Here is a 24,542-nt window from a genome sequence, read left to right on the forward strand (position 1 = left end):
ATGTTCAAACACATTTCTTATTATTTAACCCTGACGGCCACGACCGTTCTGGCGGTACTGTTTCTTGGCCTGGTCGAGGCCGGGCAACGAGAGTCCGGAATAACATCCGCCCCTCAGTGCACTGGCACCGCGCCTTGTCTTGAATCGGCTGCCGACCCACCTCTCGATAACGGCCATCGCGGGCTGCTCCTGCTCGCTGGCCTGGGGCTTGGCGTGCCGCTGCTGGCGTCCCTGGGCTGGAATGCCTGGCTGCACCTACGCCTGGCCCGCCAGCAACAGGCCGCGCATGATCTTGGGCAGCAGCTCGCATTCATGCAGGCCTGGATCGACGGCGTGCCGCATCCGACTTACGTGCGCGACCGCCAGGGCTTGCTGCAAAGCTGCAATGCCAGTTACCTGGAAAGTCTCGCCGCCCACCGCGAAGCGCTCATCGGCAAAACCCTGTTGCAGGGCGTCATGGACGATCCCGGGCAGGCCCGCGAATATCACGCTGACTACCAGCGGGTCATGGCGCAAGGCCGCCCGCTGCTGCGTGACCGGCCACTGCGCCTGAACGGGCAGGAACTGACCGTCCAGCACTGGGTCCTGCCCTATCGGGACGCGAACGGCGAGGTCCGGGGCATCATCGGCGGCTGGGTCGATATCAGCGAACGCCATCGGCTCAGCGACAGCCTCGAGGCCGCCCGGCAACAGGCCGAAGCGGCCTGCCGGGCGAAAAGTGCATTCCTGGCCAGCACCAGCCACGAACTGCGCCGCTCGATGAATGCGTTGATCGGTGCGCTGGAACTGCTGCAGCAGCGCTCCGCCAGCCAGTCCCAGGATGGTCCGGTCATTGAAATGGCTTATCGCTCGGCGCGGACAATGCAGGCCCTGGTCGACGATACCCTCGATATCGCCCGCATCGAATCAGGCAGCCTGGCGCTGAAGCCTGAATGGCTCGACCCGCGCCTGCTTGTCGAAACCGTTGTCAGCGAGTTCGACAGCCAGGTCCGGGAGAAGCATCTCAAGCTGCTGCCGACCTTCCACTCCAGCCTCGAGCCGGTCGATGTGCTGCTCGACCCGCTGCGTTTCAGGCAGGTCCTGGGCAACCTGCTGCACAACGCGATCACGTTCACCGAACAGGGCCAGATCAGGGTCCATCTCGACCTGCAAGCGGCCACGCAGCCGCAACAGGTGCAACTGATGCTGCAAGTGACGGACAGCGGCATCGGCATCGACGAGCAGGATCAGCACAGGCTGTTCGAACCCTTCTTCCAGGCCCAGGCTCGCCCCCTTTCCCGGCCTGACGGCGCCGGGCTGGGCCTGACCCTTTGCCGTCACCTCTGCGAACTCATGCAAGGCACGCTGCAACTGGCCAGCCAGCCGGGCATAGGCACGGAAGTACGGGTCCTGTTGCCGCTGGCCTGTCAGCCCGCGCGAAAACCCGCGACCCTCGTCGAGCCACTCATTGCCCCTGCCACCCGGGCCTTGAACGTACTGGTGATTGACGATCATTCGGCGGACCGCCTGCTGCTGGGGGAACAACTGCATTTTCTCGGGCACCGCTGCCGCACCGCCGAAGACGTCGAGCAAGGCTTCGAGCTCTGGTGCAAGGGGTTCTTCGACCTGCTCATCGTCGATTGCAACATGCCGGGCATGCACGGCTACGAGCTGATCCGCGCCATCCGCGAGCATGAACGCCTGGAGTCCCGCGCGGCCTGCCGGGTATTGGGGGTGACCGCCAGCCCCCGACCGCAAGAGAGACAGCAGTGCGAACAGGCCGGCATCGATGACTGCCTGTTCAAGCCTGTCAGCCTGGCGACCCTCAGTCACAAACTGGCTGGCCTGCAACCGCGGCCCTGGAATGGCGTGTTCAGCCTGAAAGCGCTGCGCACCCTGTCCCGTGGCAAACCGCAGTTCGCCCTGCGCATCCTCACCGAACTGCTGCATTGCAGCTATCGGGACCGCCAGCAACTGATGGCCCTGCCCTGCGAGCCACCGCCCCGAGCACTCGCGGAACTGGCCCACAAGATCAAGGGCTCGGCGCTGATGGTGCAGGCCAAAGACCTTGAAGCGCAGTGCGAAGCCCTTGAGCAGGCCGTTCTGGAAGACGCGGACAGGCAAACCCTGACGCAGCGCAGAACCGCCCTGGAACAGGCCATGCTCAAGCTCGAACGGGCCCTGCTGTGGCAGATCGATCAACAGCCCAGCGCGCCCCTGACCTGAGCCCCATCACCAACGCAACAGCTTGTGTTTGCCGCTAGTTGCCAGATAAATATCAAAAAGCCACTATCCTGTCAGTCGGCCGCAAAAGCCTCATGGCGAGTCTCCATCAGACTGCAATTCGCAACGCCCCCGGAGCCGCCTCCCCTGAGCACAATGCACCTGCCTTAACTATGCTGAGACGTTGAGCTGCGCATCACGCGCCCCCTGGAGAGAGCTGTAATGCCGAGCACGCTGTCGTTCGATAAACGCCGATTTCCTCTCCATGTGCATATCAGCGTGATGTTCACTTGCCTGCTTCTGCTGACCGGCGTGGTGCTGGGCGTTTTCAATTACCAGCAGACCACCCGCATCATCCTTTCCAGCAGCGAAAAACTGTTCCAGCGCATCGAACAGGACGTGCAGCTGGACCTGAAAGCGACCTACGAACCGATTCGCCATCTGCTCAGCCTGCTGGTGGGCAATCCGGCCGTCCAGGCCACCGATCTGGGGCAACGCCTGGCGCTGCTCGGGCCTTTCAGCCAATCGCTCAAGGACAATCCCGAGTTGGCTTCCCTCTATGTGGGTTATGCCGACGGGGACTTTTTCATGGTCCGGCCCTTGCGCAGCCAGGCCTTGAAGGAGGCCCGCCAGGCCCCCGGACCCGCGGCCTATGAAGTCTGGAGCATCGAGCGCGACCGCCATACCGGGCAACTGCATTCACAGTCGCTGTTCTACGACGCCGACCTCGCCCTGGTCAGCCGCCGGGACAATTCCCAGGAAGCCTACGACCCGAGCAGCCGCAACTGGTTTGCCAACGCCAAGGCCGATACCGATCAGATCACCACCGAGCCGTACGTCTTTTTCTCCACCCGCAACGTCGGTACCACCCTCGCCCGCCGCAGTGGCCATAACGCGGTGATGGGCGCCGACCTGACCCTGGAACAACTCTCGGCCACCCTGGCCAAGCATCGGGTCACGCCCAGCACTGAAATCGCCCTGGTGGATGGCAATGGCCATGCCGTGGCTTATCCGGACAGCCGTCGCCTGATCGTCGAAGAACAGAGTGCCCGGCTGATCCGCGCCAACGACCTGAACCCGGCCCTCGATGCGCTGTTGCAGGGCAAGGCCCAGGGTAATCGCCTGCGACTCAAGGATCGCCAATGGATAGTTGCCAGTCGTCATCTGCAGGAAGGTGGGCCCCGTGGCTTGCAGCTGGCGCTGCTGGTGCCCGAGGACGAGTTGCTGGCGGACGCCTATCGCATGCGCTGGCAAGGCGCGCTGATCACCCTGAGCATTCTGCTGCTGTGCCTGCCACTCGGCTGGCTGACCTCACGGGTGCTGGTCAGGCCGTTGCGCGCCCTGGTGCAGGAAGCCGACGCCGTCCGCAGCTTCGATTTCAACTACCCGCTGACCCGCCGCTCGCCGGTGCTGGAAGTCGACCAGTTGAGCGTGTCGATGGCCCGCATGAAAGACACCCTGGCCAGCTTTTTTGAAATCACCGCCAGCCTTTCCGCGGAAACCCGCTTCGACCCGCTGCTGCAACGGGTGCTGTTTGAAACCATGAAGATCGGCCAGGCCCAGGCCGGGCTGATCTACCTGCGGGAAAACGAAGGCATGAGCCTGGAGCCTCACGGCCTGATCATCGCCGGCAATGTCCAGGACCTGCCGGCATTCGACATACGGAGCCAGGATGCCCAGCACGACGCAAGCCCGGTGTGGCTGCGGCAACTGGCGAACAGCGAGAACGTGGTCACGACCCTGGGGTTCGAGCAGGCGGCCGACCTGCAAAGCGTGCTGCTGGCCATGAATTGCCCCAGCGTCCATCTGATCGGTATCCGCCTGCACAATCGTCACAACGAAACCGTCGGCATCCTTGTCCTGCTGTTGGCCGACAGCGGCCAGGAAGCCGACCTGGAAAAGCTGCGCCCGGACCGCATCGCTTTCTTGCAGGCAGTCTCCGGCGCCGCGGCGGTCAGCATCGACAGCCAGCGCTTGCAGAACCGGCAAAAACAATTGCTCGACGCCTTCATCCAACTGCTGGCCGGGGCGATCGATGCCAAGAGCCCGTACACCGGCGGGCATTGCCAGCGGGTGCCGGCGCTGACCCTGATGCTGGCCCAGGCCGCCGCGGCCAGCCAGCAACCGCCGTTCAGCGCCTACCAGCCCACCGAGGACGAGTGGGAGGCGTTGCATATCGCGGCCTGGCTGCACGATTGCGGCAAGATCACGACCCCCGAGTACGTGGTGGACAAGGCCACCAAGCTGGAAACCCTGAACGACCGCATCCACGAGATCCGCACCCGCTTCGAGGTGCTCAAGCGCGATCTCTGGATCGACTATTGGCAGGCTCGTGCCCAGGGTGGCGATGAGGCTTCGCTGGCGGCGATCCGCGATGCCGGCCTGGCGGAACTGGACGACGACTTTGCCTTTATCGCCCGCTGCAACCTCGGCAGCGAAGCCATGGCCGAGGCCGATCTGCAACACCTGGAACGAATTGCCCAACGCACCTGGAGCCGCACCCTGGACGATCGCCTGGGCGTGTCCTGGGAAGAAAACCGCCGCCAGCAACGTACCCCGGCGGCGCCCCTGCCGGTCATCGAACCGCTGCTGGCCGACAAGCCCGAGCATCTGATCGAACGCAACCCTTGCGAGCTGATTCCGGCGGACAATCCCTGGGGCTTCAAGCTCGATGTGCCGCCCTACAAGTACAACCGTGGCGAGCTGTACAACCTGAAAATCGGCAAAGGCACCCTGACCCGTGAAGAGCGCTACGTGATCAATCACCACATGGTGCAGACCATCCGGATGCTCAGCCACCTGCCCTTCCCCAGCCACTTGAACAGCATCACCGAGATCGCCGGCGGCCATCACGAGAAAATGGATGGCACCGGTTATCCCAGGCAGCTGAAACGGGAGCAGATGAGCCTGCCGGCGCGGATGATGGCGATCGCCGATATCTTCGAAGCGCTGACCGCGGCCGATCGCCCCTACAAGAAGGGCAAGACCCTGAGCGAAGCGCTGGGCATCATGGCGACCATGTGCCGCGATGCCCATATCGATCCACAGCTGTTCGAGCTGTTTATCCAGACCGGGATCTACCAGCAGTACGCCGACCGCTTCATGGAACCGCAGCAGATCGATGCGGTAGATCCCGAGGGCGTGCTGGGCAAGGCCGGCCTCAGGGCCTGACGCGGGCTCAGCAGTCGGTCAGGCGCAGGAAAATTGCCGCCAGGCGCTCGATGCCGGCCTGATCCTCGAGGGTGAAGCGGGCGATTTTCGGGCTGTCCAGATCCAGCACGCCGATCAGCCGTCCATCCTTGACCAGGGGCACCACCAACTCACTGTTGGAAGCGCTGTCGCAGGCGATATGCCCGGGGAACGCGTGCACATCCTCGACCCGCTGGGTCTGCAGGCTCGCCGCGGCCGCACCGCACACGCCACGTCCGAAGGGAATGCGCACACAGGCGATCTGGCCCTGGAACGGGCCGAGCACCAGTTCCTCGTTGCGATTGAGGTAGAACCCGGCCCAGTTCAAGTCGTCCAGCTGATTGAACAGAAACGCCGAGAATTGCGCGGCGTTGGCAATGAAATCGCGCTCGTCGGCCAGCAACGATTCCAGCTGGGCGCACAGCAAGGCATAGCCGTCCAGGCCTTTGCCGGTGTTCTGCAGATCGATCATGCTTTTTGCTCCAACAACTGCAAACCTACCCAGTAGCGCGCGAACTGATACGCGCAGCGACCATTGCGATTGCCGCGGCCGGTGGCCCAGCGCACGGCGAGGATGTCCAGGGCTTCGTCACGCTGCCATTGCAGGCCAGCCTTGCTTCCCAACTCGCCGATCCAGTGCTCGACCACGTTCAGGTAATGCTCCTGGGTGAAGGGATAGAACGACAGCCACAGGCCGAAGCGGTCCGACAGGGCAATCTTGTCTTCCACCGCCTCGCTCGGGTGCAGCTCGCCATCGACGCGCTTCCAGTTCTCGTTGTCGCTTTCCTTCTCCGGCACCAGGTGCCGGCGGTTGGAGGTGGCATACAGCAGCACGTTATCCGGGGCCTGCTCCAGCGAGCCGTCGAGCACGCTCTTGAGTACCCGGTAGTCGCCCTCGCCCGACTCGAACGACAGGTCGTCGCAGAACAGCACGAAACGTTGCGGCAGCTTGACCAGTTGCTCCACCACCCGCGGCAGGTCGGCCAGGTGATCGCGCTCGATTTCGATCAGGCGCAGGCCATGCTCGGCATGCTCGGCCAGCAGCGCGCGGACCAGCGACGATTTACCGGTGCCACGCGAGCCCCACAGCAAGGCGTGGTTGGCCGGCAGGCCGTCGAGAAACTGCCGGGTATTGCGCCCCAACTGGTCGCGCTGGTTGTCGACGCCGATCAGGTCGGACAAGCGCATGTCCAGGCTGACCTCCAGCGGCAGCAGAAAACCGCTGCGGCCTTCACGCTGCCAGCGCGCGGCCAGGCATTGGCTCCAGTCGATGGCTTGTCGCGGCGCGGGCAACAGCGGCTCGATACGCGCCAGAACCGCGTCGGCGCGTTCAAGAAAAGCATTCAATCGAGATTCCACGACTTCTCCTCGGGCAGGTTCCCAGTAATGATGTGGCACGCAGACGAAACGACCTTCCGCCGGCCAGGTCTATCGCAGGCGAACGGTGCCGGGCCCTGCCGGCACACACTGACGATCAGCTATGCTTGCCCAGCGAAGGGAAACGGAAATTGGTTCAACACCCCATGGACATCAAGTTCACCAACCGCCTGTCTTACAAGCAAGCCAGGCTCACTGTGCTGGTCGGGTTTGTCCTGGGGACGGCGCTCAGTCTGCTGCAAATCGGCATCGATTATGCCAGCGAAGATGCCTCCATCAACCGGGAAATCAACGCGCTCCTGGAAATCAGCCACAATCCGGCCTCGCGTATCGCCTACAACATCGACTCCGAACTCGCCCAGGAGCTGACGCTCGGCCTGCTGCGCTCGCCGGCGATCATCCGCGCCCGGCTGATCGACAACAACGACACTTTGCTGGCCAACGTCACCCGACCGGCCCAGCAAAGCCCCTACCGGATGCTCAGCGACTTCCTGTTCGGCGCCAAGCGCGAGTTCCAGGACCGCCTGTACCTCGATCACCTGCCCTCGGAATCCCTCGGCGTCCTGCACCTGGAAGTCGACACCTACTCGTTCGGCAGCCGCTTCCTGCGCCGTGCGGAAATCACCCTGATCAACGGTTTCATGCGCAGCCTGATCCTCACCGGTCTGCTCCTGGCGCTGTTCTACGTGATGCTGACCAAACCCCTGGTCGGCGTCATTCGCGAGCTCAGCGGCCGCGATCCGCGCAACCCCGACCAGACGCGACTGGACTTTCCGCCCAGCCACGAACAGGACGAGATCGGCGTACTGGTCAAGGTCGCCAACCAGCAGTTCGACAACATGGCCACCGAGATCCAGCAACGGCGCAATGCCGAAAACCGCCTGACCGACTACCTCGGGCAGCTGGAAAATATCGTCTCGGCGCGCACCACCGAGCTCAAGGCGATCAACGACCGGCTGAGCCAGTCCAACGAAGAGCTGGAAATCGCTCGTAGTACCGCCCTCGACATGGCCCAGGCGCGAGCCGCTTTCCTGGCCAACATGAGCCATGAAATCCGCACGCCGCTCAATGGCTTGCTGGGCATGATCGCCCTGTCGCTGGACAGTCCGCTGAACGCCGAACAACGCCAGCAACTGTCGATCGCCCACGACTCCGGCAAAGTGCTGGTGGAGCTGCTCAACGATATTCTCGACATGTCCAAGTTCGACGCCGGCCAGCTGGAGCTGGAGCGCATCCCCTTCGACCTCGGGGTGCTGGTGGAGGACACCGCCAACCTGCTGTCGCAGAACGCCGCGCCGAGTGTCGAGCTGGCCTGCCTGATCGAGCCGGAGTTCCCGGCGCTGGTCCTCGGCGACCCCACGCGCGTGCGGCAGATCGTCAGCAACCTGCTGTCCAACGCCCTCAAGTTCACCCGCTTCGGCCGTGTCGATGTGCGCCTGCGTAGGCTCGAAGACGGGGTCAGGATCGAAGTCTGCGACACCGGCATCGGCATCGCCCGCGAGGCCCAGGTGAAGATCTTCCAGCCCTATACCCAGGCCGGCGCCGGGATCACCCGGCAATACGGCGGCACCGGCCTGGGCCTGGCGCTGACCTACAACCTCTGCGAAGCCATGCAGGGGCGCCTGAGCATCAGCTCGGAAGTGGGGTTTGGCAGCCAGTTCTGTGCCGACCTGCCGCTGCCCTGCCACACGCCTGCCAGCCCACCGTCGCCTCTGCACGGCCAGGTCCTGGCCATTACCTCCGAAGGCAGCGGGCTGGCCGAACTGCTGAGCGTGCAGTTGCCGTTCTGGGGGCTGGAATATCGGCGCTGCGATCTCGATGAATCACTGCTCGGGCAGAAGCCGGACCTGTTGATCACCGACTGCCCGGAATGCCTGTTCGGCCTGCGCCCGAGCATCAGCGCGCCGATTCTGCTGGTCACCGCCTACGGCAGTTTCCTGCCCAGCGAAGAAGCCAGCGCCCTGGCGCCGTTGCAGCAACAGGCGCGGCCATTGGCGCGCAACGCCCTGTATCAGACCCTGCGCCGGGCCCTGCTGGCCGAAACCGCGGTGATCAATGAAACCCAGTTGGAAACCCTGGCGCCCCTGCGCCGCGCCTTCATCCTGCTGGTGGAGGACAACCCGGTGAACCAGTTGGTGGCCAAAGGCATGCTGAGCAAGCTCGGCTGCGAAGTGACGGTCGCCTCCCAGGGCGCCGAAGCCCTGGACGTGCTGGAGCACCAGCATTTCGACCTGGTGCTGATGGACTGCAACATGCCGGTGATGGATGGCTACGAGGCCAGCCGGCAGATCCGCCGCAGCGGCCGCTGGCCGGACCTGCCGATCGTCGCCCTGACCGCCAATGCCATGCCCGAAGAGCGCGAGCGCTGCCGGGCCGCGGGCATGAGCGACTACCTGGCCAAACCCTTCCGCCGTGAAGAGCTGATCGCCCTCTTGGACCTCTGGGTGCCGACTACGACAGCGCTTTGACCTGGGCCAGCAGACGGTCCAGGCCATTGCGCAATTCGCTCAGGCTGTCGAGGTCGACACCGCTGTCGCATAACAGCGCGGCCTTGAGCGGCGGCACCTGATCGCGCAGGGTCAGGCCGGCCTCGCTCAGGCTCAGGTGCACCTCGCGCTCGTCGCGGGACGAACGCTGGCGCTGCACCAGTTGCAGCTGTTCAAGGCGCTTGAGCAGCGGTGTCAGGGTCCCGGAATCCAGCGCCAGGCGTTCCCCCAGTGCCTTGACCGTCGGCAGCTCGGGCGGCGTGGCCTGCCATTCCCAGAGCACCAGCATCACCAGGTACTGCGGATAGGTCAGGCCCAACTGGTCGAGCATCGGCTTGTAGCCCCGCACTACGGCCCGCGAGGCGGCGTACAGCTTGAAGCACAGCTGGCTGTCGAGTTTCAGCGAATCGGCGGACAGGTCGGTCATTGGAGCAGGGCTTCGATCTCGCGGGTCAGGTCCTGGGGTTTGGTAGCCGGGGCGAAACGCTTGACCAGCGCGCCGTCCTTGCCGATCAGGAACTTGGTGAAGTTCCACTTGATGCCCTGGGAACCCAATACCCCCGGCGCGCGTTTTTTCAACTGCACGAACAGTGGATGCGCCTCGGCGCCATTGACGTCGATCTTCTTGAACAGCGGAAAGCTGACGCCGTAGTTCAGCTCGCAGAACTCGGAAATCGCCCCTTCGTTGCCCGGCTCCTGCTTGCCGAACTGATTGCAGGGAAAGCCCAGCACCACCAGGCCCCGGTCCTTGTAGGTCTGCCACAGTTCTTCCAGGCCCTTGTACTGCGGGGTGAAACCGCACTTGCTCGCGGTGTTGACCACCAGCACGGCCTTGCCGGCGAAGTCGGCCAGGGTCTTTTGCTCGCCCTTGATGGTGGTGCACGGAATGTTCAGCAATGTGTCACTCATGGCGCGGACTCCAGAAACGAAAGGTGCGATAAAAATAGCGCTCAATTAAATTGTGTGCAATTTAATTAGCCAAAAAGCGATTTCGAAAAATCGCCTTGGGCGCCCACTACGATCAGCGTGGAACCAGGTCCAGGCACACCGAGTTGATGCAGTAGCGCAGGCCGGTCGGCGGCGGACCGTCCGGAAATACATGCCCCAGGTGCGCATCGCATTTGGCGCAGACCACTTCGGTGCGGATCATGCCGTGGCTCAGGTCACGGATCTCGACCATGGCGCTCTCGCCGATCGGCTCGTAGAAGCTCGGCCAGCCACAACCGGAGTCGAATTTGGCCTTGGAGTCGAACAGTGGCGCATTGCAGCAGATGCAGTGATACACACCGTCGGTCTTGGTGGCGTTGTACTTGCCCGAGAACGGCCGTTCGGTGCCTTTGAGGCGGCAGACGTTGTACTGCTCCGGATCGAGCATGGCACGCCATTCTTCAAGGGTTTTTTCCAGCTTTTCCATGGTCCTTCCTCTGCAACTGAAAAAGCCCGATCTGTATCTTTTCCACGGATCGGGCGGCACGTATGATTGCGCCTCGTTAGACGCCAGTCTGGCAGCCGTGTTACACGGGTTCAAACGGATTTTGCCGCCGCGAACCCAGGCTTCAGGCCTGTGTGCAAACGCAGGATTCCCAGTACGGTAGCTCACTCACCGTCTGGATCGTTCATTTTCGGGAACACATCGCCATGCAGGTCAGCAAATCGAACAAGCTCGCCAACGTCTGTTATGACATTCGCGGCCCAGTGCTCAAGCACGCCAAACGCCTGGAAGAGGAAGGCCATCGCATCCTCAAGCTGAACATCGGCAACCCGGCGCCTTTTGGTTTCGAAGCGCCGGACGAAATTCTCCAGGACGTGATCCGCAACCTGCCGACCGCACAGGGCTACAGCGACTCCAAGGGCCTGTTCAGCGCCCGCAAGGCAGTCATGCAGTACTACCAGCAAAAGCAGGTGGAAGGCGTCGGCATCGAAGACATCTACCTGGGCAACGGCGTTTCCGAACTGATCGTCATGGCCATGCAGGCCCTGCTCAACAACGGTGACGAAGTACTGGTACCGGCCCCGGACTACCCGCTGTGGACCGCGGCCGTGAGCCTGGCCGGCGGCAACCCGGTGCACTACCTGTGCGACGAGCAGGCCAACTGGTGGCCGGACATCGCCGACATCAAGGCCAAGATCACCCCGAACACCAAGGCCCTGGTGATCATCAACCCGAACAACCCGACCGGCGCGGTGTACCCCAAGGAAGTGTTGCTGGAGATGCTCGAACTGGCGCGCCAGCACAACCTGGTGGTGTTCTCCGACGAGATCTACGACAAGATCCTCTACGATGACGCCGTGCACGTCTGCACCGCCTCCCTGGCGCCGGACCTGCTGTGCCTGACCTTCAACGGCCTGTCCAAGTCCTACCGGGTGGCCGGTTTCCGTTCCGGCTGGGTGGCCATTTCCGGTCCCAAGCACCACGCCCAGAGCTACATCGAAGGCATCGACATGCTGGCCAACATGCGCCTGTGCGCCAACGTGCCGAGCCAGCACGCCATCCAAACCGCGCTGGGCGGCTACCAGAGCATCAACGACCTGGTGCTGCCGCCGGGCCGCCTGCTGGAACAGCGCAACCGCACCTGGGAACTGCTCAACGACATCCCCGGCGTCAGCTGCGTCAAGCCCATGGGCGCGCTGTACGCCTTCCCGAAAATCGACCCGAAAGTCTGCCCGATCCACAACGATGAGAAGTTCGTCCTGGACCTGCTGCTCTCGGAGAAACTGTTGGTGGTTCAGGGCACCGCCTTCAACTGGCCATGGCCGGACCACTTCCGTGTCGTGACATTGCCGCGGGTCGATGACCTGGAACAGGCGATCGGCCGTATCGGCAGCTTCCTCAAGTCGTATCGCCAGTAAGCCTTGCGACGCAGTGCGACCGCCCCGGGTCGCACTGCGATTAATTCAGCAACACTTCTGTACTCCCTGCTGCGCCTACCCTTCTGTATCTTTGCCTTGCACCTCGTGCCCAGTGGTAACACGCCTCTGAAGCGCTGGTCAGCTTCCGGTGCCTTCCCCACCTGCGACAGAAAGCTCATGCAAGCGTCTAAAATCAGCCTGCAGGACACAGTTTGAAATAGTCACCCGGTTGAATAGGCCGGTGCCGCACCTTATATACCCCGCAGAACGCTACATCTTTAGCATGAGGAGATTTCTACAACCATGATGCGCATCCTGCTGTTCTTGGCCACTAACCTGGCGGTCGTGCTGATTGCCAGCATCACCCTGAGCCTTTTCGGCTTCAACGGGTTCATGGCGGCCAATGGGGTTGATCTCAACCTCAATCAGCTGCTGGTTTTCTGTGCGGTCTTTGGTTTCGCCGGTTCCCTGTTCTCGCTGTTCATCTCCAAGTGGATGGCGAAAATGAGCACCAGCACCCAGATCATTACCCAGCCTCGTACTCGTCATGAGCAATGGCTGCTGCAAACCGTCGAGCAACTGTCCCGCGAAGCCGGGATCAAGATGCCAGAAGTCGGTATTTTCCCGGCCTACGAGGCCAACGCCTTCGCCACCGGCTGGAACAAGAACGACGCACTGGTCGCGGTGAGCCAGGGCCTGCTCGAGCGCTTCTCGCCCGATGAAGTGAAAGCCGTGCTGGCCCACGAGATCGGTCACGTGGCCAACGGCGACATGGTTACCCTGGCGCTGATCCAGGGCGTGGTGAACACCTTCGTGATGTTCTTCGCGCGCATCATCGGCAACTTCGTCGACAAGGTGATTTTCAAGAACGAAGAAGGCCAGGGTATCGCCTACTACATCGCGACCATCTTCGCCGAACTGGTCCTGGGCATCCTGGCCAGCGCCATCGTCATGTGGTTCTCGCGCAAGCGCGAATTCCGTGCCGACGAAGCCGGCGCGCAACTGGCCGGTACCGCGGCAATGATCGGCGCCCTGCAACGCCTGCGCTCGGAACAGGGCCTGCCGGTGCACATGCCCGACACCCTGAATGCCTTCGGCATCAACGGTGGCCTCAAGCAAGGCCTGGCTCGCATGTTCATGAGCCACCCGCCGCTGGAAGAGCGTATCGACGCACTGAGTCGTCGTCGCGGATAATGCTGGCGCAACACAAAAAAGGGCGACCCAGGTCGCCCTTTTTTATTGCCTGTGGAAACCGGAACTCAGCGCACCAGCAAGCGATAGACCCGCTCTTCGAGGCGGGTCACGCCGCCCTGGAGAAACTTCCAGCTCTCGCCAAGAATGTCCCGCTCCTCCTCGACCCGCAGCTGCCAGCGTTTACCGAGCAAGGCCTTGACCTCGTCATCGAGCACGGCGAAAGGTGGCCCCGCCATCAGTACCTGGTCGTAATCCAGGGTGATCAGCAGCCCCTGGCAGCCCTGGGGCAGGATGGACTGCAGATGCGCCGCATACCGCTCGCGCATCTCCGGCGGCAAGGCGATCAACGCCGCCCGGTCGTACAACGCCTGGCAGTCGGCGACATCCGTGGCCCGCAGGGCAAAAAAATCGCCGCACCAGAGCTGGATCGGACCGTACTCATAAGCCTTGAACCCACCTCGAAGGCTGACCTGCGGCTGCAACTGCTGCTCGCTGAAAAAGTCCTGGATGGCCTTCTCCGACAACTCGATACCCAGCACCTGATGGCCCTGGCTGGCCAGCCAGCTCAGGTCCAGGCTCTTGCCGCACAGCGGCACCAGTACCCGCGACCCCGGCGCCAGTCCCAGCTGAGGCCAGTAGCGCTGCAGATAAGGATTAACCTCGGACAAATGGAAGCCGATCTGATTCTGCTCCCACCGTTTGTGCCAAAACTCCGGCTGCATAAATCACCCTGAAATTCGATCAAAAACCACAAAAACTTATATTAGATTTAGATCAATGATCTGATTGAAGATGGTGCATCTTAACGCTCAGGACCTTATTCATGCTCCCTAGCCTGTTTATCTCCCACGGATCGCCGATGCTTGCCCTGGAACCCGGCGCCAGCGGCCCGGCCCTCGCCCGCCTGGCCGCCGAGCTGCCACGTCCCAAGGCCATAGTGCTGGTATCGGCCCACTGGGAAAGCCAGGACCTGCGGGTCAGTAGCAACCCGCAACCGCAAACCTGGCATGACTTCAGTGGTTTCCCTGCGGCGCTGTTCGCCGTGCAATACCCAGCCCCTGGCCAGCCTGAACTGGCGGAACAGGTGGCACAGCTGCTCAGGGCCGACGGCCTGCCGGCGCAGCTCGACGACCAGCGCCCGTTCGACCATGGGGTCTGGGTGCCGCTGTCGCTGATGTACCCACAGGCGGACATTCCGGTGGTCCAGGTTTCCCTGCCCAGCCAAATGGGCCCGGCCTTGCAGACTCGGGTCGGCCATGCACTGTCCAGCCTGCGGCAACAGGGGGTGTTATTGATCGGCTCGGGCAGCATTACCCACAACTTGCGCGAGCTGGACTGGCACGCTGGCCCGGAAAGCGTCGAGCCCTGGGCCAAGGCTTTTCGCGACTGGATGATCGAGAAACTCGCCGCCAACGACGAAGCCGCGCTGCACGACTACCGTCGCCAGGCACCCAATGCCGTGCGCAGCCATCCCAGCGACGAACACCTGCTGCCGCTGTACTTCGCCAGAGGCGCCGGTGGCGACTTCAGCATCGCCCATCAAGGCTTCACCATGGGCGCGCTGGGCATGGATATCTACCGCTTCGGTTGATGCCACTGTCGGGCATGAAGCCTGGCGAGCCCTACCGGATCAAAACGCCAGGCAAAAAAAATCCCCGCACCAGGCGGGGATTTTTTCGTTCAACCGATCAGCTCAGCGCCGATCAGTCTTCGCGATAACGACGCAGCTTCAGCTGCTTGCCGGCCACGCGAGTGTCCTTCAGTTTGGTCAGCAGACGCTCCAGACCTTCCTCCGGCAGCTCGACCAGGCTGAAGCTGTCACGCACCTGGATGCGACCGATGGCTTCGCGGGCCAGGCCGCCTTCGTTGAGGATGGCGCCCAGCAGGTTCTTGGCCGCGATACCGTCACGCGCGCCCAGCGCGGTACGGCAACGGGCACGACCTTCAGCCAGAGGCATCGGTGCACGACGCTCACGCTCGCCGCGATCAGGACGATCGCCAGAACGTTCAGGACGGTCGCCACGTGGCGCGCTATTCGGCACCAGTGGGCGTTCCTTCTCGATCGCTGCCAGGTTCAGCGCCTGACCGTTGGTGGCCTTGCGCAGCAGGGCCGCGGCCAGGGCACGCGGGCTGCAACCGATATCGGCGGTCAGGCGATCGAGCAGATCACCGTGGGTCGATTCAGCGTCAGCCACCAGCGGCGACAGGCTGTTGGTCAGCTTCTTGATGCGCGCATCGAGAACGGCTTGGGCGTCCGGCAGGCGAACCTCGGCCACCTTCTGACCGGTTACACGCTCGATCACTTGCAGCATGCGGCGCTCGCGTGGAGTCACCAGCAGCAGCGCACGACCTTCGCGACCGGCACGGCCGGTACGGCCGATACGGTGCACGTAGGATTCCGGGTCGTACGGCATGTCCACGTTGAATACGTGGGTGATGCGCGGTACGTCCAGGCCACGGGCGGCAACGTCGGTCGCCACAACGATGTCCAGGCGGCCATCCTTGAGGGAGTCGATCACGCGCTCACGCTGGTTCTGGGCGATGTCGCCGTTCAGCGCAGCGGCTTTGTAGCCTTTGGCTTCCAGGGCACTGGCCAGGTCCAGGGTCGCTTGCTTGGTGCGCACGAACATGATCAGGGCGTCGAAATCTTCCACTTCCAGCAGGCTGAGAACGGCAGAAGTCTTCTGGTCAGCGTGAACCAACAGGTGAGCCTGTTCGATCGCGGTGACGGTCTGGGTCTTGCTCTGAATCTTGACGTGTTTCGGGTCCTTCAGGTGACGCTCGGCGATCGCACGGATCGACTGCGGCAAGGTGGCCGAGAACAGTACAGTCTGGCGGGTTTCCGGCATGGCCTTGAAGATCACTTCCAGGTCATCCATGAAGCCCAGCTTGAGCATTTCGTCGGCTTCGTCGAGAACCAGGTGGTTCACGGTCGCCAGGACTTTTTCGTCGCGACGCAGGTGGTCGCACAGACGGCCCGGAGTGGCGACAACGATCTGTGCACCATTACGGATTGCTTTCAGTTGTGGGCCCATCGGCGCGCCGCCGTAGACAGCCACAACAGTTACGCCCGGCATTTGCTTGGCGTAGGTTTCGAAAGCGGTTGCAACTTGCAGCGCCAACTCACGGGTTGGGGCCAGGATCAGAGCTTGCGGCTCGCGCTTGGACGGATCAATGCGGTGCAGGATAGGCAGGGCGAACGCGGCGGTCTTACCGGTACCGGTTTGCGCCTGGCCAATCATATCGTGACCGGCGAGGATGATCGGGATCGACTGCTGCTGAATGGCCGAAGGCTCTTCATAGCCGGTAGCGACTACTGCAGCGACAATATTGGGATGAAGTTCAAGAGCGGCGAAGCCGCCGATTTCCTGGGTCATGGGTCTGCCTCTAAGTGCATCCGCAAAGACCCATGCTCCAAAGCTGCGCATGCCGTGTAAGACTCAAGAGTCACCCTGGCAGCTTTGTCGGCGGGGATTTGCGAAAACGATTGAAAGAAATGAACGTCAAGGATAGTCCGCGCAGCGGACAAGCAGCCGAAGCTGACTTCGGGGAATTGCATCACCTAAACGAGGCCCGGTTAAAGGCCGGCGCGCACTATACCGGAATTACTCAAAAAAGGGAGTTTTTTTTATCGGAAAAACCCGCTGAATACCTAGTTGTCACAGGCTTTGCGGATAATCCGGCAAAGGTCTATTTTGCACAGGCCCACGCCTGTCGGGGGATGACGCTTAAACGGTTCATCTTGCCGGCCGATACCGTCGGTCCGAGACACTCTTTACCGTCCGAGGAAATGCCCCATGAGCCAGCCCAGTTGCAGTCGCGTCAGCCGTGAACAACGTGGTCATCTCTTCCTCATCGGCCTGGACCGGGTCGCCAAGCGCAACGCCTTCGACCTGCAGTTGCTCGATCAACTCAGCCTGGCCTATGGCGAGTTCGAGGCCTGTGCCGAAGCCCGAGTCGCCGTGGTGTTCGGCCATGGCGAGCACTTCACCGCGGGGCTGGACCTGGCCAACGTCGGGGCCAAGCTCGCCAAAGGCTGGCAGGCGCCGGCCGGCGGTTGCGATCCCTGGGGCGTCTTCGCCGGGCCACGGGTCAGCAAACCGGTGATAGTCGCGGTGCAGGGCTACTGCCTGACCATAGGCATCGAGCTGATGCTGGCGGCGGATATCAACCTGTGCGCCAGCAATACCCGCTTCGCCCAGCTGGAAGTGCAACGCGGCATCTTTCCGTTCGGCGGCGCCACCCTGCGCCTGCATCAGATCGCCGGCTGGGGCAACGCCATGCGCTGGTTGCTCACCGGCGACGAATTCGACGCCCATGAAGCCCTGCGCCTGGGGCTGGTGCAAGAAGTCATGGCCAGCGAAGACCTGCTGCCCCGCGCCCTGGCCCTCGCCGAACGGATCGCCAGCCAGGCGCCGCTGGGGGTTCAGGCGACCCTGATGTCGGCCCGGCAAGCCCGGCTCGAAGGGGAAAGCGCGGCGGCGCAGGGGCTGCCGCCGCTGGTGAAGAAGCTATTGAACAGCGAGGACGCCAAGGAAGGTGTACGAGCGATGGTCGAGAAGCGGCCGGGGGTGTTCAAGGGGTGTTGAACGCTTCAGGCAGTTGCCAAATGTGAGGCCTTATCGCGGGCAAGCCTCGCTCCTACAGATGCGCTCGGCCAACCGACTCAGGTCGCCGGCCGAATGCACTTGATCAACGACTGCAACGAATAGCCCAGGCGCGGCGCCAGCGCCTCGGCCCGGGCGCTCAGGCCGTCCATGTCCAGATCCTGGTCCAGGTCGGACGGCACGATCAGAATCACGTTGCCCTCCTTCACCGGCAGCTCCCAGTAATGCCGGTGGTAAAGCCCACGCAGCAAGGCCGCCCCCAGTGGCTTGCCATCGTCGGTGGCCCACTGGTTGATCACCAGCCAGCCGCCCGGGTTGAGGCGCTTCTGGCAGTTTTCCAGGAAGCCCCAGGCCAGGTGCCCGACGCCCGGTCCGACGTCGGTATACAGGTCGACGAAAATCAGGTCCGCCGACTCGGCGCTGTCCAGCAGTTCGAGCGCATCGCCGACCCGGATATAGAGACGCGGATCGTCATCCAGCCCCAGGTACTCGATGGCCAGGCGCGGTACGTCGGGGCGCAACTCGATGGCCTCGACATCTTCCAGCGGCAAGAACTTGAGGCAGGCCTGGGTCAGGGTGCCAGCGCCCAGGCCGAGAAACAGCGCACTCTCGGGCTGTTCATGGCACAGCGCGCCGATCAGCATGGCCCGGGTGTAGTCATACTCCAGCCAGCTCGGGTCGGCGGTAAACACGCAGCTCTGCTCGATGGCATCGCCGAATTCGAGGAAGCGGTAATCCGCCACTTCCAGTACCCGAATCATGCCGAACTCATCATGCACTTCGGCGAGCAGGCGCTCGACGCGCTCCTCAGTCATCTCTTCTCCTAGCCGCGACGGGGCTCAACCTCGCCGTCGCGATAAACCGGCCGCTCGGCGCCGAGCGGGAAAGGCGCGATTGTCCGCGAACCGGCGGGAACAGGTCACGCACTAATTGCTGATAACATGCCTGTCCGACCTTAAAAAACACCCGAGTCCGTGATGAGCCAACCCTGGAGTCCTGACAGCTGGCGCGCCCTGCCGATCCAGCAACAACCCGCCTACCCCGACGCCGCCCACCTGTTGCAGGTCGAGCAGACCCTGGCCAGCTACCCGCCGCTGGTGTTTGCCGGCGAAGCCCGCGAGCTGCGCCGCCAGTTTGCCGAGGTGACCCAGGGCCGCGCCTTTCTGCTGCAGGGCGGCGATTGCGCCGAGAGCTTCGCCGAGTTCTCCGCGGCGAAGATCCGCGACACCTTCAAGGTCCTGCTGCAGATGGCGATCGTCATGACCTTCGCCGCCGGCTGCCCGGTGGTCAAGGTCGGGCGCATGGCCGGCCAGTTCGCCAAGCCACGTTCGGCCAATGACGAAACCATCAATGGCGTGACCCTGCCGGCCTACCGCGGCGATATCGTCAACGGCATCGGCTTTGACGCAAAAAGCCGGGTGCCGGACCCGGACCGCCTGCTGCAGTCCTATCACCAGGCCACCGCTACCCTGAACCTGCTGCGCGCCTTTGCCCAGGGCGGTTTTGCCGACCTGCACCAGGTGCACAAATGGAACCTGGACTTCATCGCCAACTCCGCCCTGGCCGAGAAGTACAGCCAGCTGGCCGACCGCATCGACGAAACCCTGGCCTTCATGCGCGCCTGCGGCATGGACAGCTCGCCGCAGTTGCGCGAGACCAGTTTCTTCACCGCCCACGAGGCGCTGCTGCTGAACTATGAAGAAGCCTTCGTCCGTCGCGACAGCCTGACCAACGACTATTACGACTGCTCGGCGCACATGCTGTGGATCGGCGACCGTACCCGCCAGCTCGACGGCGCCCACGTCGAATTCCTGCGTGGGGTGAATAACCCGATCGGGGTCAAGGTCGGCCCGAGCATGAACACCGAGGAGCTGATCCGCCTGATCGACATCCTCAACCCGGACAACGACCCGGGCCGCCTGAACCTGATCGTGCGCATGGGTGTGAACAAGGTCGGCGACCATCTGCCGCAGTTGATCCGCGCGGTGGAAAGCGAAGGCAAGAAGGTGCTGTGGAGCTCCGACCCGATGCATGGCAACACCATCAAGGCCAGCAGCGGTTACAAGACCCGGGATTTCGCGCAGATCCTCAATGAGGTGAAGCAGTTCTTCCAGGTCCACGAAGCCGAGGGCAGTTATGCCGGCGGTATCCACATCGAGATGACCGGGCAGAACGTCACCGAGTGCATCGGTGGCGCGCGGCCGATTACCGAAGATGCCTTGTCGGATCGCTACCACACCCATTGCGACCCACGGATGAACGCCGATCAGTCGCTGGAGCTGGCGTTCCTGATTGCCGAGACCTTGAAACAGGTCAAGCGTTGAACCTGTAGCGCTCGATCATCCAGGAAACGCTGCTGGATGATCGACGCGCTTCAAAGAAACCCTCGCAAGCGCTGGGCGCTGGCCCTCGGGCAATTGAGCTGGACGTCGGCCAGCCCCAACCAATTGGCCATATCCCGCAAGTTGCTCGCCAGCGCCTGCATGCCCTGCTCGTCCAGCCCCTGCTCTTCCTCATGCACGGCATGCACCGCCAGGCGTCCCTGCGCCCTTTCTGCCCGCAGGTCGACCCGCGCGGCGATCCGTTCGTGGTGCAAAAACGGCAACACGTAATAGCCATACACCCGCTTGTGCTGCGGCGTGTAGATCTCCAGCCGATAGCGGAAATCGAACAGGCGCTCGGTGCGGCTGCGCTCCCAGATCAGCGAATCGAAGGGAGAAAGCAAGGCACTGGCCGGCACGCTACGCGGCACCTTCACCTGCGGCAGGCAATAGGCCGCTTGCTTCCAGCCTTCCACCTCGCAGGCCAGCAACTCGCCGCCTTCCAGCAACTCCGCCAGGCGTGCCCGGCTGTCTGCCGGTTCCAGGCGAAAGTAGTCACGCAGATCCTTCTCGGTGGCCACGCCCAAGGCACTGGCGGCATGCAACAGCAAACCGCGCTGGGCGTCGGCCTCGCTGAGCGGCGAATGTTGCAGGATGCTCGAAGGAATCACCCGCTCCGGCAAGTCGTACAAACGCTCGAATCCACGCCGACCGGCGACCGTCACCTCACCGGCGGCGAACAGCCATTCCAGCGCGTGCTTCTCCGCGCTCCAGTCCCACCAGGGGCCGGCGCGTTCCTCGCGGGTAGACAGGCTGCCCGCGCCGAGGGCGCCCTGTTCCTCGACCGCGGCCAGGACCCGGCGGATAGTCGCCTGCTGCTCCTGGCCGAAACGCGCCAACTGCTGGTAGATCCCCTGCCCCTGGCTGGCCCGCTGCATGCGCCAGCGCATCAGCGGGTACAGCGACAGCGGCAGCAACGAGGCTTCGTGCCCCCAGTACTCGAACAACGTGCGTTGCCGGCCCTGGCTCCAGGCGGCCTGGTCCAGCAGTTGCGCGGGATAGTCGCCAAGGCGGGAAAACAGCGGCAGGTAGTGCGAACGCACCAGGGCGTTGACCGAATCGATCTGCAGGATGCCCAGGCGCGCGATCAGGCGATTGACCTGTGCCGGCCTGATCGTCGCAGGCAGCGCCCGCCCGGAAAAACCTTGGGCGGCCAGCGCCAGACGCCGAGCTTGCTTGAGGGAAAAGGACAGTTCTGCGGGCATGGCAATCTCCTTGTCTGCCCGCAAACTACCTCAGTGAGAAGTGGCTTGTGTAGCGCTTTGACATTCACTTGTGCATCGGATCGTCCCAGAACGGCCGCACGGTCTCCCGTTCCACATCCGCGCGACTGAGGCCGATATCCTTCAGCGCTTCGTCACTCATGCCGGCCAGCATGATCCGTTCACGGTGCAGCTCATGCCAGCGGACAATCCTCTGCAGCAGATGCCGCACGGAAATGCCATGCCATGCAAATCGGTGAGCCAGTACAAAACCTTTTTGACCTTTCATCGTCTTGCCCTCCAGTGGGGATGGCTCAAGTCTCCACCCGGGGATAAGATCAATCCAACGAATGTTTCTTATGCAATACATCTCGGAGTTTGATGAATTGTCCAGCTACCCAAGCATTGATACCGAGGTCCTGCGCACCTTCGTCGCCATCGCCGATCAGGGCGGTTTCACCAAGGCCGGGGAGCAGGTCAATCGCACCCAGTCCGCGGTGAGCATGCAGATGAAGCGGCTCGAGGAAGATGTGCTGCAACGCCAGCTGTTCCAGCGTGAGGGCCGGCAAGTGCGCCTGACCGCCGAAGGCCAGGTGCTGCTGGGTTACGCGCGGCGCATCCTGAAACTGCACAGCGAGGTGTTCAATACCCTGCGCGAGCCGCACATGGTCGGCACCGTGCGCATCGGTACGCCGGACGATTACGTGATGCGTTTTCTACCGGGGATCCTGTCGCGTTTTGCCCAGGCTTACCCTTTGATCCAGATCGAAGTGCATTGCGAGTCGTCCAAGCAACTGCTGCTGCGCCAGGACCTGGACCTGTCCATCGTCACTCGCGAGCCGGGCAGCGAAATCGGCCAGTTGCTGCGCAAGGAGCGTTTCGTCTGGGCCGAGGCCCAGGGCTTCTGTCCCCACGAACAGACGCCGCTGCCCCTGGCGATGTTCAACAGCGATTGCTTCTGCAGACAGTGGGCCTGCAATGCGCTGGACGCCGCCGGGCGCGACTATCGCATTGCCTATAACAGCTCCAGCCTGGCCGCCCTGATGGCCGTGGTCAGCGCCGGCCTGGCGATCACCGCGCAACTGGAAAGCCTGATCACCCCGGACATGCGCATCCTGGGCGCCGCCGAAGACCTGCCCCAGCTGCCCGAAGCCAGCATCATGCTGGTGCGCAACCTCAACACGCCCTCGCCCATCACCGAATGCCTGGCCGAGCACATAGTCGAAGGCTTCAAACTTTAAAGGCGAGCATCACCGCACAGACCACCAGGAAACCGCAGAACAGCCCGCGCAGCATTCGTTCGGGCAGCGCGTGGGCGATTTTCACCCCCCAACTGATGCTCAGCAGGCCACCTGCCGCCAGCGGCAGGCCGATCATCCAGTCCACCTCCTGATGCACCCCGTAGGTGACCAGGGTCACCCCGGTGCTCGGCAGGGCCAGGGCCAGCGACAACCCTTGGGCGACCACCTGGGTGGTGCCGAACACGCTGGTCAGCACCGGCGTGGCAACCACCGCGCCACCGACCCCAAACAGCCCGCCCATGGTTCCGGAAGCTGCACCCAGCACACCGAGCCACGGCCAGGGGTAACGCATCTGCGCCGAAGCCGGGACATTGGCCAGGAACATGCGCAGCAGGTTGTAGGCCGACAAGGCCACCAGGAACGCGACGAAGCCGATCCGCATGACCTGGGCATCGATGCCCACCGCCCAGATCGAACCGAGCCAGGCAAAACAGAAGCCCATCAAGGCCAATGGCAGCGCATGCCGTGCCTCGATCCGGTTGCGCTGGTGATAGCGCCACAACGCGAGCATCACGTTAGGAACCACCATCACCAACGCCGTGCCCTGGGCGATCTGCTGGTCCAGCCCGAACAGCACACCCAGCACCGGAATCGCGATAAGGCCGCCGCCGATCCCGAACAAGCCGCCCACCGTGCCCAGCGCCGCGCCCAACACCACATACATCGCTAAATCGATCACCGCCGCTCTCCTCACCTCAGGCCTTGCATGCTACGCAGTCGGCTCTGGTGCGGAAACGCACAGCAACGCACAATGGCTTTGCCAATTTCGCACAGGCAAATGCCCGCCATGAACCCCAACGCCCTCACCGACCAGCTCGGCCTGTTTCTCGATGTCCTGGAAGCCGGGAGTTTTTCCGCCGCCGCGCGCCGGCATCCCTTGACCCCTTCGGCGGTGGCCCGGCGTATCGACAGCCTGGAAAACGCGGTCGGCAGCAAGCTGTTCATGCGCACCACCCACGCGGTGGTGGCGACGGCGGCTGGCCAGGCCTTCGCCGAACGCGCCCGGCGCATCGTCGCCGAACTGCAACTGGCCCGGGCGGAAGCCGTGTCCTTGAGCCATGCGCCGGAAGGCCTGATCCGCATCGACGCGCCCGCGGCGTTCGGCCGGCGACACCTGGCGCCGGCCATCGCCGATTTCCTGATGCTCTATCCGGGGCTGGATGTGCAGTTGCACCTGATCGACAGCTTCGTCGACATGCAGGGCTCGCACCTGGGCAAGGTCGACCTGGTGCTGCGCGCCGGGCAAAGGGTCGATACCCGCATGGTGGCGACCTCGCTGGCGAGCATCGTGCGCATCGCCTGTGCCAGCCCGGCCTACCTCAAGCTTCGCGGCACTCCGGTCCATCCCGCCGAGCTGAGCCAGCATGATGGCCTGGACTGGGACGGCCTGGCTCCGCTGTTCGCCTGGCGCTTCGAACTGGACGGGCAATTGCAGACTCACCGCCCACAACGCATCCGCCTGAGCGCCAACAATGCCGAGGCCCTGTTGTCCGGAGCCCTGGCCGGGCTGGGCATCGCCCACCTGCCGACCTGGCTGGCCAGCGAATACCTGTTGCGCGGGGAGCTATTGCCGCTGTTCTGCGAAACCGGCCTGCCCAAACCGGAAAGCGCCGGTATCTACGCCTTGCGCCTGGAACAGCACACCAACGCCCGCAGCCGTCTGTTGCTGGAATACCTGAAGACTCGCTTCAGCCCGATTCCGCCATGGGATCTGGCCCTGCAGAGCGCCATGGGCTGAGAGCCGGCGAGAATT

At 63.2% G+C, this 24,542-nt stretch carries 21 protein-coding genes and 1 pseudogene; 11 read left to right on the top strand and 11 right to left on the bottom strand.

Annotated elements, in window-relative coordinates; all coding sequences use genetic code 11:
* A complete protein-coding gene (locus J4D28_RS13085; protein WP_103330998.1) occupies positions 1-2,205 on the top strand; it encodes an ATP-binding protein in 2,205 nt (734 codons plus the stop codon).
* Positions 2,206-2,424: 219 nt separating this feature from the next.
* Entirely contained in the window at positions 2,425-5,373 is a 2,949-nt protein-coding gene (locus J4D28_RS13090; protein ID WP_103330999.1) for an HD domain-containing phosphohydrolase, read from the top strand.
* A gap of 7 nt (positions 5,374-5,380) precedes the next feature.
* Here the strand turns inward: J4D28_RS13090 and J4D28_RS13095 are convergent, their stop codons facing one another.
* Together J4D28_RS13095 and J4D28_RS13100 are read right to left on the bottom strand one after the other, a co-directional pair.
* Positions 5,381-5,863 carry a GAF domain-containing protein gene (locus J4D28_RS13095; RefSeq protein ID WP_007931444.1) on the bottom strand — a complete coding sequence of 161 codons (483 nt, stop codon included), beginning with the start codon at positions 5,861-5,863 and terminating at the stop codon, positions 5,381-5,383.
* Positions 5,860-6,750, bottom strand: a complete 891-nt coding sequence (locus tag J4D28_RS13100) for an ATP-binding protein (RefSeq protein WP_009050110.1) — start codon at positions 6,748-6,750, stop codon at positions 5,860-5,862. Before J4D28_RS13100 ends, J4D28_RS13095 begins: the two co-directional genes overlap by 4 nt.
* Positions 6,751-6,914: 164 nt before the next feature.
* On the opposite strand from J4D28_RS13100, the gene J4D28_RS13105 reads away from it, so the two are divergent.
* Positions 6,915-9,236 (top strand): response regulator, encoded by a 2,322-nt coding sequence (locus J4D28_RS13105; protein ID WP_009050111.1) that lies wholly within the window; start codon positions 6,915-6,917, stop codon positions 9,234-9,236.
* Here J4D28_RS13105 and J4D28_RS13110 read toward each other — a convergent pair.
* From J4D28_RS13110 to msrB, 3 genes are all read right to left on the bottom strand, one after another.
* Positions 9,220-9,681, bottom strand: coding sequence for a MarR family winged helix-turn-helix transcriptional regulator (locus J4D28_RS13110; RefSeq protein ID WP_009050112.1), 462 nt, complete (start codon positions 9,679-9,681; stop codon positions 9,220-9,222). The two genes, J4D28_RS13105 and J4D28_RS13110, sit on opposite strands and share 17 nt — an antisense overlap.
* Positions 9,678-10,163, bottom strand: coding sequence for a glutathione peroxidase (locus J4D28_RS13115; protein ID WP_009050113.1), 486 nt, complete (start codon positions 10,161-10,163; stop codon positions 9,678-9,680). Before J4D28_RS13115 ends, J4D28_RS13110 begins: the two co-directional genes overlap by 4 nt.
* Before the next feature lie 112 nt (positions 10,164-10,275).
* Positions 10,276-10,668, bottom strand: coding sequence for a peptide-methionine (R)-S-oxide reductase MsrB (msrB, locus tag J4D28_RS13120; protein WP_009050114.1), 393 nt, complete (start codon positions 10,666-10,668; stop codon positions 10,276-10,278).
* A 224-nt stretch (positions 10,669-10,892) separates the two neighbouring features.
* On the opposite strand from msrB, the gene J4D28_RS13125 reads away from it, so the two are divergent.
* Together J4D28_RS13125 and htpX are read left to right on the top strand one after the other, a co-directional pair.
* Entirely contained in the window at positions 10,893-12,104 is a 1,212-nt protein-coding gene (locus J4D28_RS13125) for a pyridoxal phosphate-dependent aminotransferase (RefSeq protein WP_009050115.1), read from the top strand.
* A 303-nt stretch (positions 12,105-12,407) separates the two neighbouring features.
* Entirely contained in the window at positions 12,408-13,298 is an 891-nt protein-coding gene (gene htpX / locus J4D28_RS13130; RefSeq protein ID WP_007931437.1) for a protease HtpX, read from the top strand.
* 65 nt (positions 13,299-13,363) lie between these two features.
* Here the strand turns inward: htpX and J4D28_RS13135 are convergent, their stop codons facing one another.
* A complete protein-coding gene (locus J4D28_RS13135) occupies positions 13,364-14,020 on the bottom strand; it encodes a thiopurine S-methyltransferase (RefSeq protein ID WP_016704323.1) in 657 nt (218 codons plus the stop codon).
* A 101-nt stretch (positions 14,021-14,121) separates the two neighbouring features.
* On the opposite strand from J4D28_RS13135, the gene J4D28_RS13140 reads away from it, so the two are divergent.
* Entirely contained in the window at positions 14,122-14,889 is a 768-nt protein-coding gene (locus J4D28_RS13140; RefSeq protein ID WP_016704324.1) for a class III extradiol ring-cleavage dioxygenase, read from the top strand.
* Positions 14,890-15,001: 112 nt separating this feature from the next.
* On the opposite strand, the pseudogene J4D28_RS13145 reads toward J4D28_RS13140, so the two are convergent.
* Positions 15,002-16,709, bottom strand: a pseudogene (locus tag J4D28_RS13145) (DEAD/DEAH box helicase).
* Positions 16,710-16,794: 85 nt separating this feature from the next.
* Between J4D28_RS13145 and J4D28_RS13150 the strand changes: the two are divergent.
* On the top strand, positions 16,795-17,130 hold the full coding sequence (locus J4D28_RS13150) for a hypothetical protein (protein ID WP_164485202.1): 336 nt from the start codon (positions 16,795-16,797) through the stop codon (positions 17,128-17,130).
* Entirely contained in the window at positions 17,096-17,887 is a 792-nt protein-coding gene (locus tag J4D28_RS13155) for a crotonase/enoyl-CoA hydratase family protein (protein WP_009050118.1), read from the top strand. The genes J4D28_RS13150 and J4D28_RS13155 overlap by 35 nt, the downstream gene beginning before the upstream one ends.
* A 77-nt stretch (positions 17,888-17,964) precedes the next feature.
* On the opposite strand, the gene J4D28_RS13160 is transcribed toward J4D28_RS13155, so the two are convergent.
* Positions 17,965-18,720 carry a spermidine synthase gene (locus tag J4D28_RS13160; protein ID WP_009050119.1) on the bottom strand — a complete coding sequence of 252 codons (756 nt, stop codon included), beginning with the start codon at positions 18,718-18,720 and terminating at the stop codon, positions 17,965-17,967.
* Positions 18,721-18,882: 162 nt separating this feature from the next.
* Between J4D28_RS13160 and J4D28_RS13165 the strand changes: the two genes are divergently transcribed.
* On the top strand, positions 18,883-20,229 hold the full coding sequence (locus J4D28_RS13165) for a class II 3-deoxy-7-phosphoheptulonate synthase (protein WP_009050120.1): 1,347 nt from the start codon (positions 18,883-18,885) through the stop codon (positions 20,227-20,229).
* A gap of 50 nt (positions 20,230-20,279) precedes the next feature.
* Here J4D28_RS13165 and J4D28_RS13170 read toward each other — a convergent pair whose 3' ends face one another.
* Together J4D28_RS13170 and J4D28_RS13175 are read right to left on the bottom strand one after the other, a co-directional pair.
* Positions 20,280-21,491, bottom strand: coding sequence for a winged helix-turn-helix domain-containing protein (locus J4D28_RS13170; protein ID WP_103331000.1), 1,212 nt, complete (start codon positions 21,489-21,491; stop codon positions 20,280-20,282).
* Positions 21,492-21,555: 64 nt separating this feature from the next.
* Positions 21,556-21,777, bottom strand: coding sequence for a DUF1127 domain-containing protein (locus J4D28_RS13175; RefSeq protein WP_009050122.1), 222 nt, complete (start codon positions 21,775-21,777; stop codon positions 21,556-21,558).
* A 97-nt stretch (positions 21,778-21,874) separates the two neighbouring features.
* Between J4D28_RS13175 and J4D28_RS13180 the strand changes: the two genes are divergently transcribed.
* Positions 21,875-22,729, top strand: coding sequence for a LysR substrate-binding domain-containing protein (locus J4D28_RS13180; RefSeq protein WP_162184990.1), 855 nt, complete (start codon positions 21,875-21,877; stop codon positions 22,727-22,729).
* Here the strand turns inward: J4D28_RS13180 and J4D28_RS13185 are convergent.
* The gene (locus J4D28_RS13185) at positions 22,719-23,468 is read right to left on the bottom strand and encodes a sulfite exporter TauE/SafE family protein (RefSeq protein WP_038577195.1); all 750 of its coding nucleotides are present in this window, start codon (positions 23,466-23,468) and stop codon (positions 22,719-22,721) included. The two genes, J4D28_RS13180 and J4D28_RS13185, sit on opposite strands and share 11 nt — an antisense overlap.
* A gap of 108 nt (positions 23,469-23,576) precedes the next feature.
* Between J4D28_RS13185 and J4D28_RS13190 the strand changes: the two genes are divergently transcribed.
* On the top strand, positions 23,577-24,527 hold the full coding sequence (locus tag J4D28_RS13190) for a LysR family transcriptional regulator (RefSeq protein WP_016704328.1): 951 nt from the start codon (positions 23,577-23,579) through the stop codon (positions 24,525-24,527).
* Positions 24,528-24,542 lie beyond the last annotated feature (15 nt).

The sequence above is a fragment of the Pseudomonas sp. GW531-T4 genome (genome assembly GCF_017349615.1).
GTDB lineage: Bacteria > Pseudomonadota > Gammaproteobacteria > Pseudomonadales > Pseudomonadaceae > Aquipseudomonas > Aquipseudomonas chlororaphis_I.

Coding starts and splice junctions, on each gene's coding strand:
- J4D28_RS13085 (WP_103330998.1), top strand. CDS start 1: ATGTTCAAACACATTTCTTATTATTTAACCCTGACGGCCACGACCGTT.
- J4D28_RS13090 (WP_103330999.1), top strand. CDS start 2,425: ATGCCGAGCACGCTGTCGTTCGATAAACGCCGATTTCCTCTCCATGTG.
- J4D28_RS13095 (WP_007931444.1), bottom strand. CDS start 5,863: ATGATCGATCTGCAGAACACCGGCAAAGGCCTGGACGGCTATGCCTTG.
- J4D28_RS13105 (WP_009050111.1), top strand. CDS start 6,915: ATGGACATCAAGTTCACCAACCGCCTGTCTTACAAGCAAGCCAGGCTC.
- J4D28_RS13110 (WP_009050112.1), bottom strand. CDS start 9,681: ATGACCGACCTGTCCGCCGATTCGCTGAAACTCGACAGCCAGCTGTGC.
- J4D28_RS13115 (WP_009050113.1), bottom strand. CDS start 10,163: ATGAGTGACACATTGCTGAACATTCCGTGCACCACCATCAAGGGCGAG.
- msrB (WP_009050114.1), bottom strand. CDS start 10,668: ATGGAAAAGCTGGAAAAAACCCTTGAAGAATGGCGTGCCATGCTCGAT.
- J4D28_RS13125 (WP_009050115.1), top strand. CDS start 10,893: ATGCAGGTCAGCAAATCGAACAAGCTCGCCAACGTCTGTTATGACATT.
- htpX (WP_007931437.1), top strand. CDS start 12,408: ATGATGCGCATCCTGCTGTTCTTGGCCACTAACCTGGCGGTCGTGCTG.
- J4D28_RS13135 (WP_016704323.1), bottom strand. CDS start 14,020: ATGCAGCCGGAGTTTTGGCACAAACGGTGGGAGCAGAATCAGATCGGC.
- J4D28_RS13140 (WP_016704324.1), top strand. CDS start 14,122: ATGCTCCCTAGCCTGTTTATCTCCCACGGATCGCCGATGCTTGCCCTG.
- J4D28_RS13150 (WP_164485202.1), top strand. CDS start 16,795: ATGAACGTCAAGGATAGTCCGCGCAGCGGACAAGCAGCCGAAGCTGAC.
- J4D28_RS13155 (WP_009050118.1), top strand. CDS start 17,096: ATGAGCCAGCCCAGTTGCAGTCGCGTCAGCCGTGAACAACGTGGTCAT.
- J4D28_RS13160 (WP_009050119.1), bottom strand. CDS start 18,720: ATGACTGAGGAGCGCGTCGAGCGCCTGCTCGCCGAAGTGCATGATGAG.
- J4D28_RS13165 (WP_009050120.1), top strand. CDS start 18,883: ATGAGCCAACCCTGGAGTCCTGACAGCTGGCGCGCCCTGCCGATCCAG.
- J4D28_RS13170 (WP_103331000.1), bottom strand. CDS start 21,491: ATGCCCGCAGAACTGTCCTTTTCCCTCAAGCAAGCTCGGCGTCTGGCG.
- J4D28_RS13175 (WP_009050122.1), bottom strand. CDS start 21,777: ATGAAAGGTCAAAAAGGTTTTGTACTGGCTCACCGATTTGCATGGCAT.
- J4D28_RS13190 (WP_016704328.1), top strand. CDS start 23,577: ATGAACCCCAACGCCCTCACCGACCAGCTCGGCCTGTTTCTCGATGTC.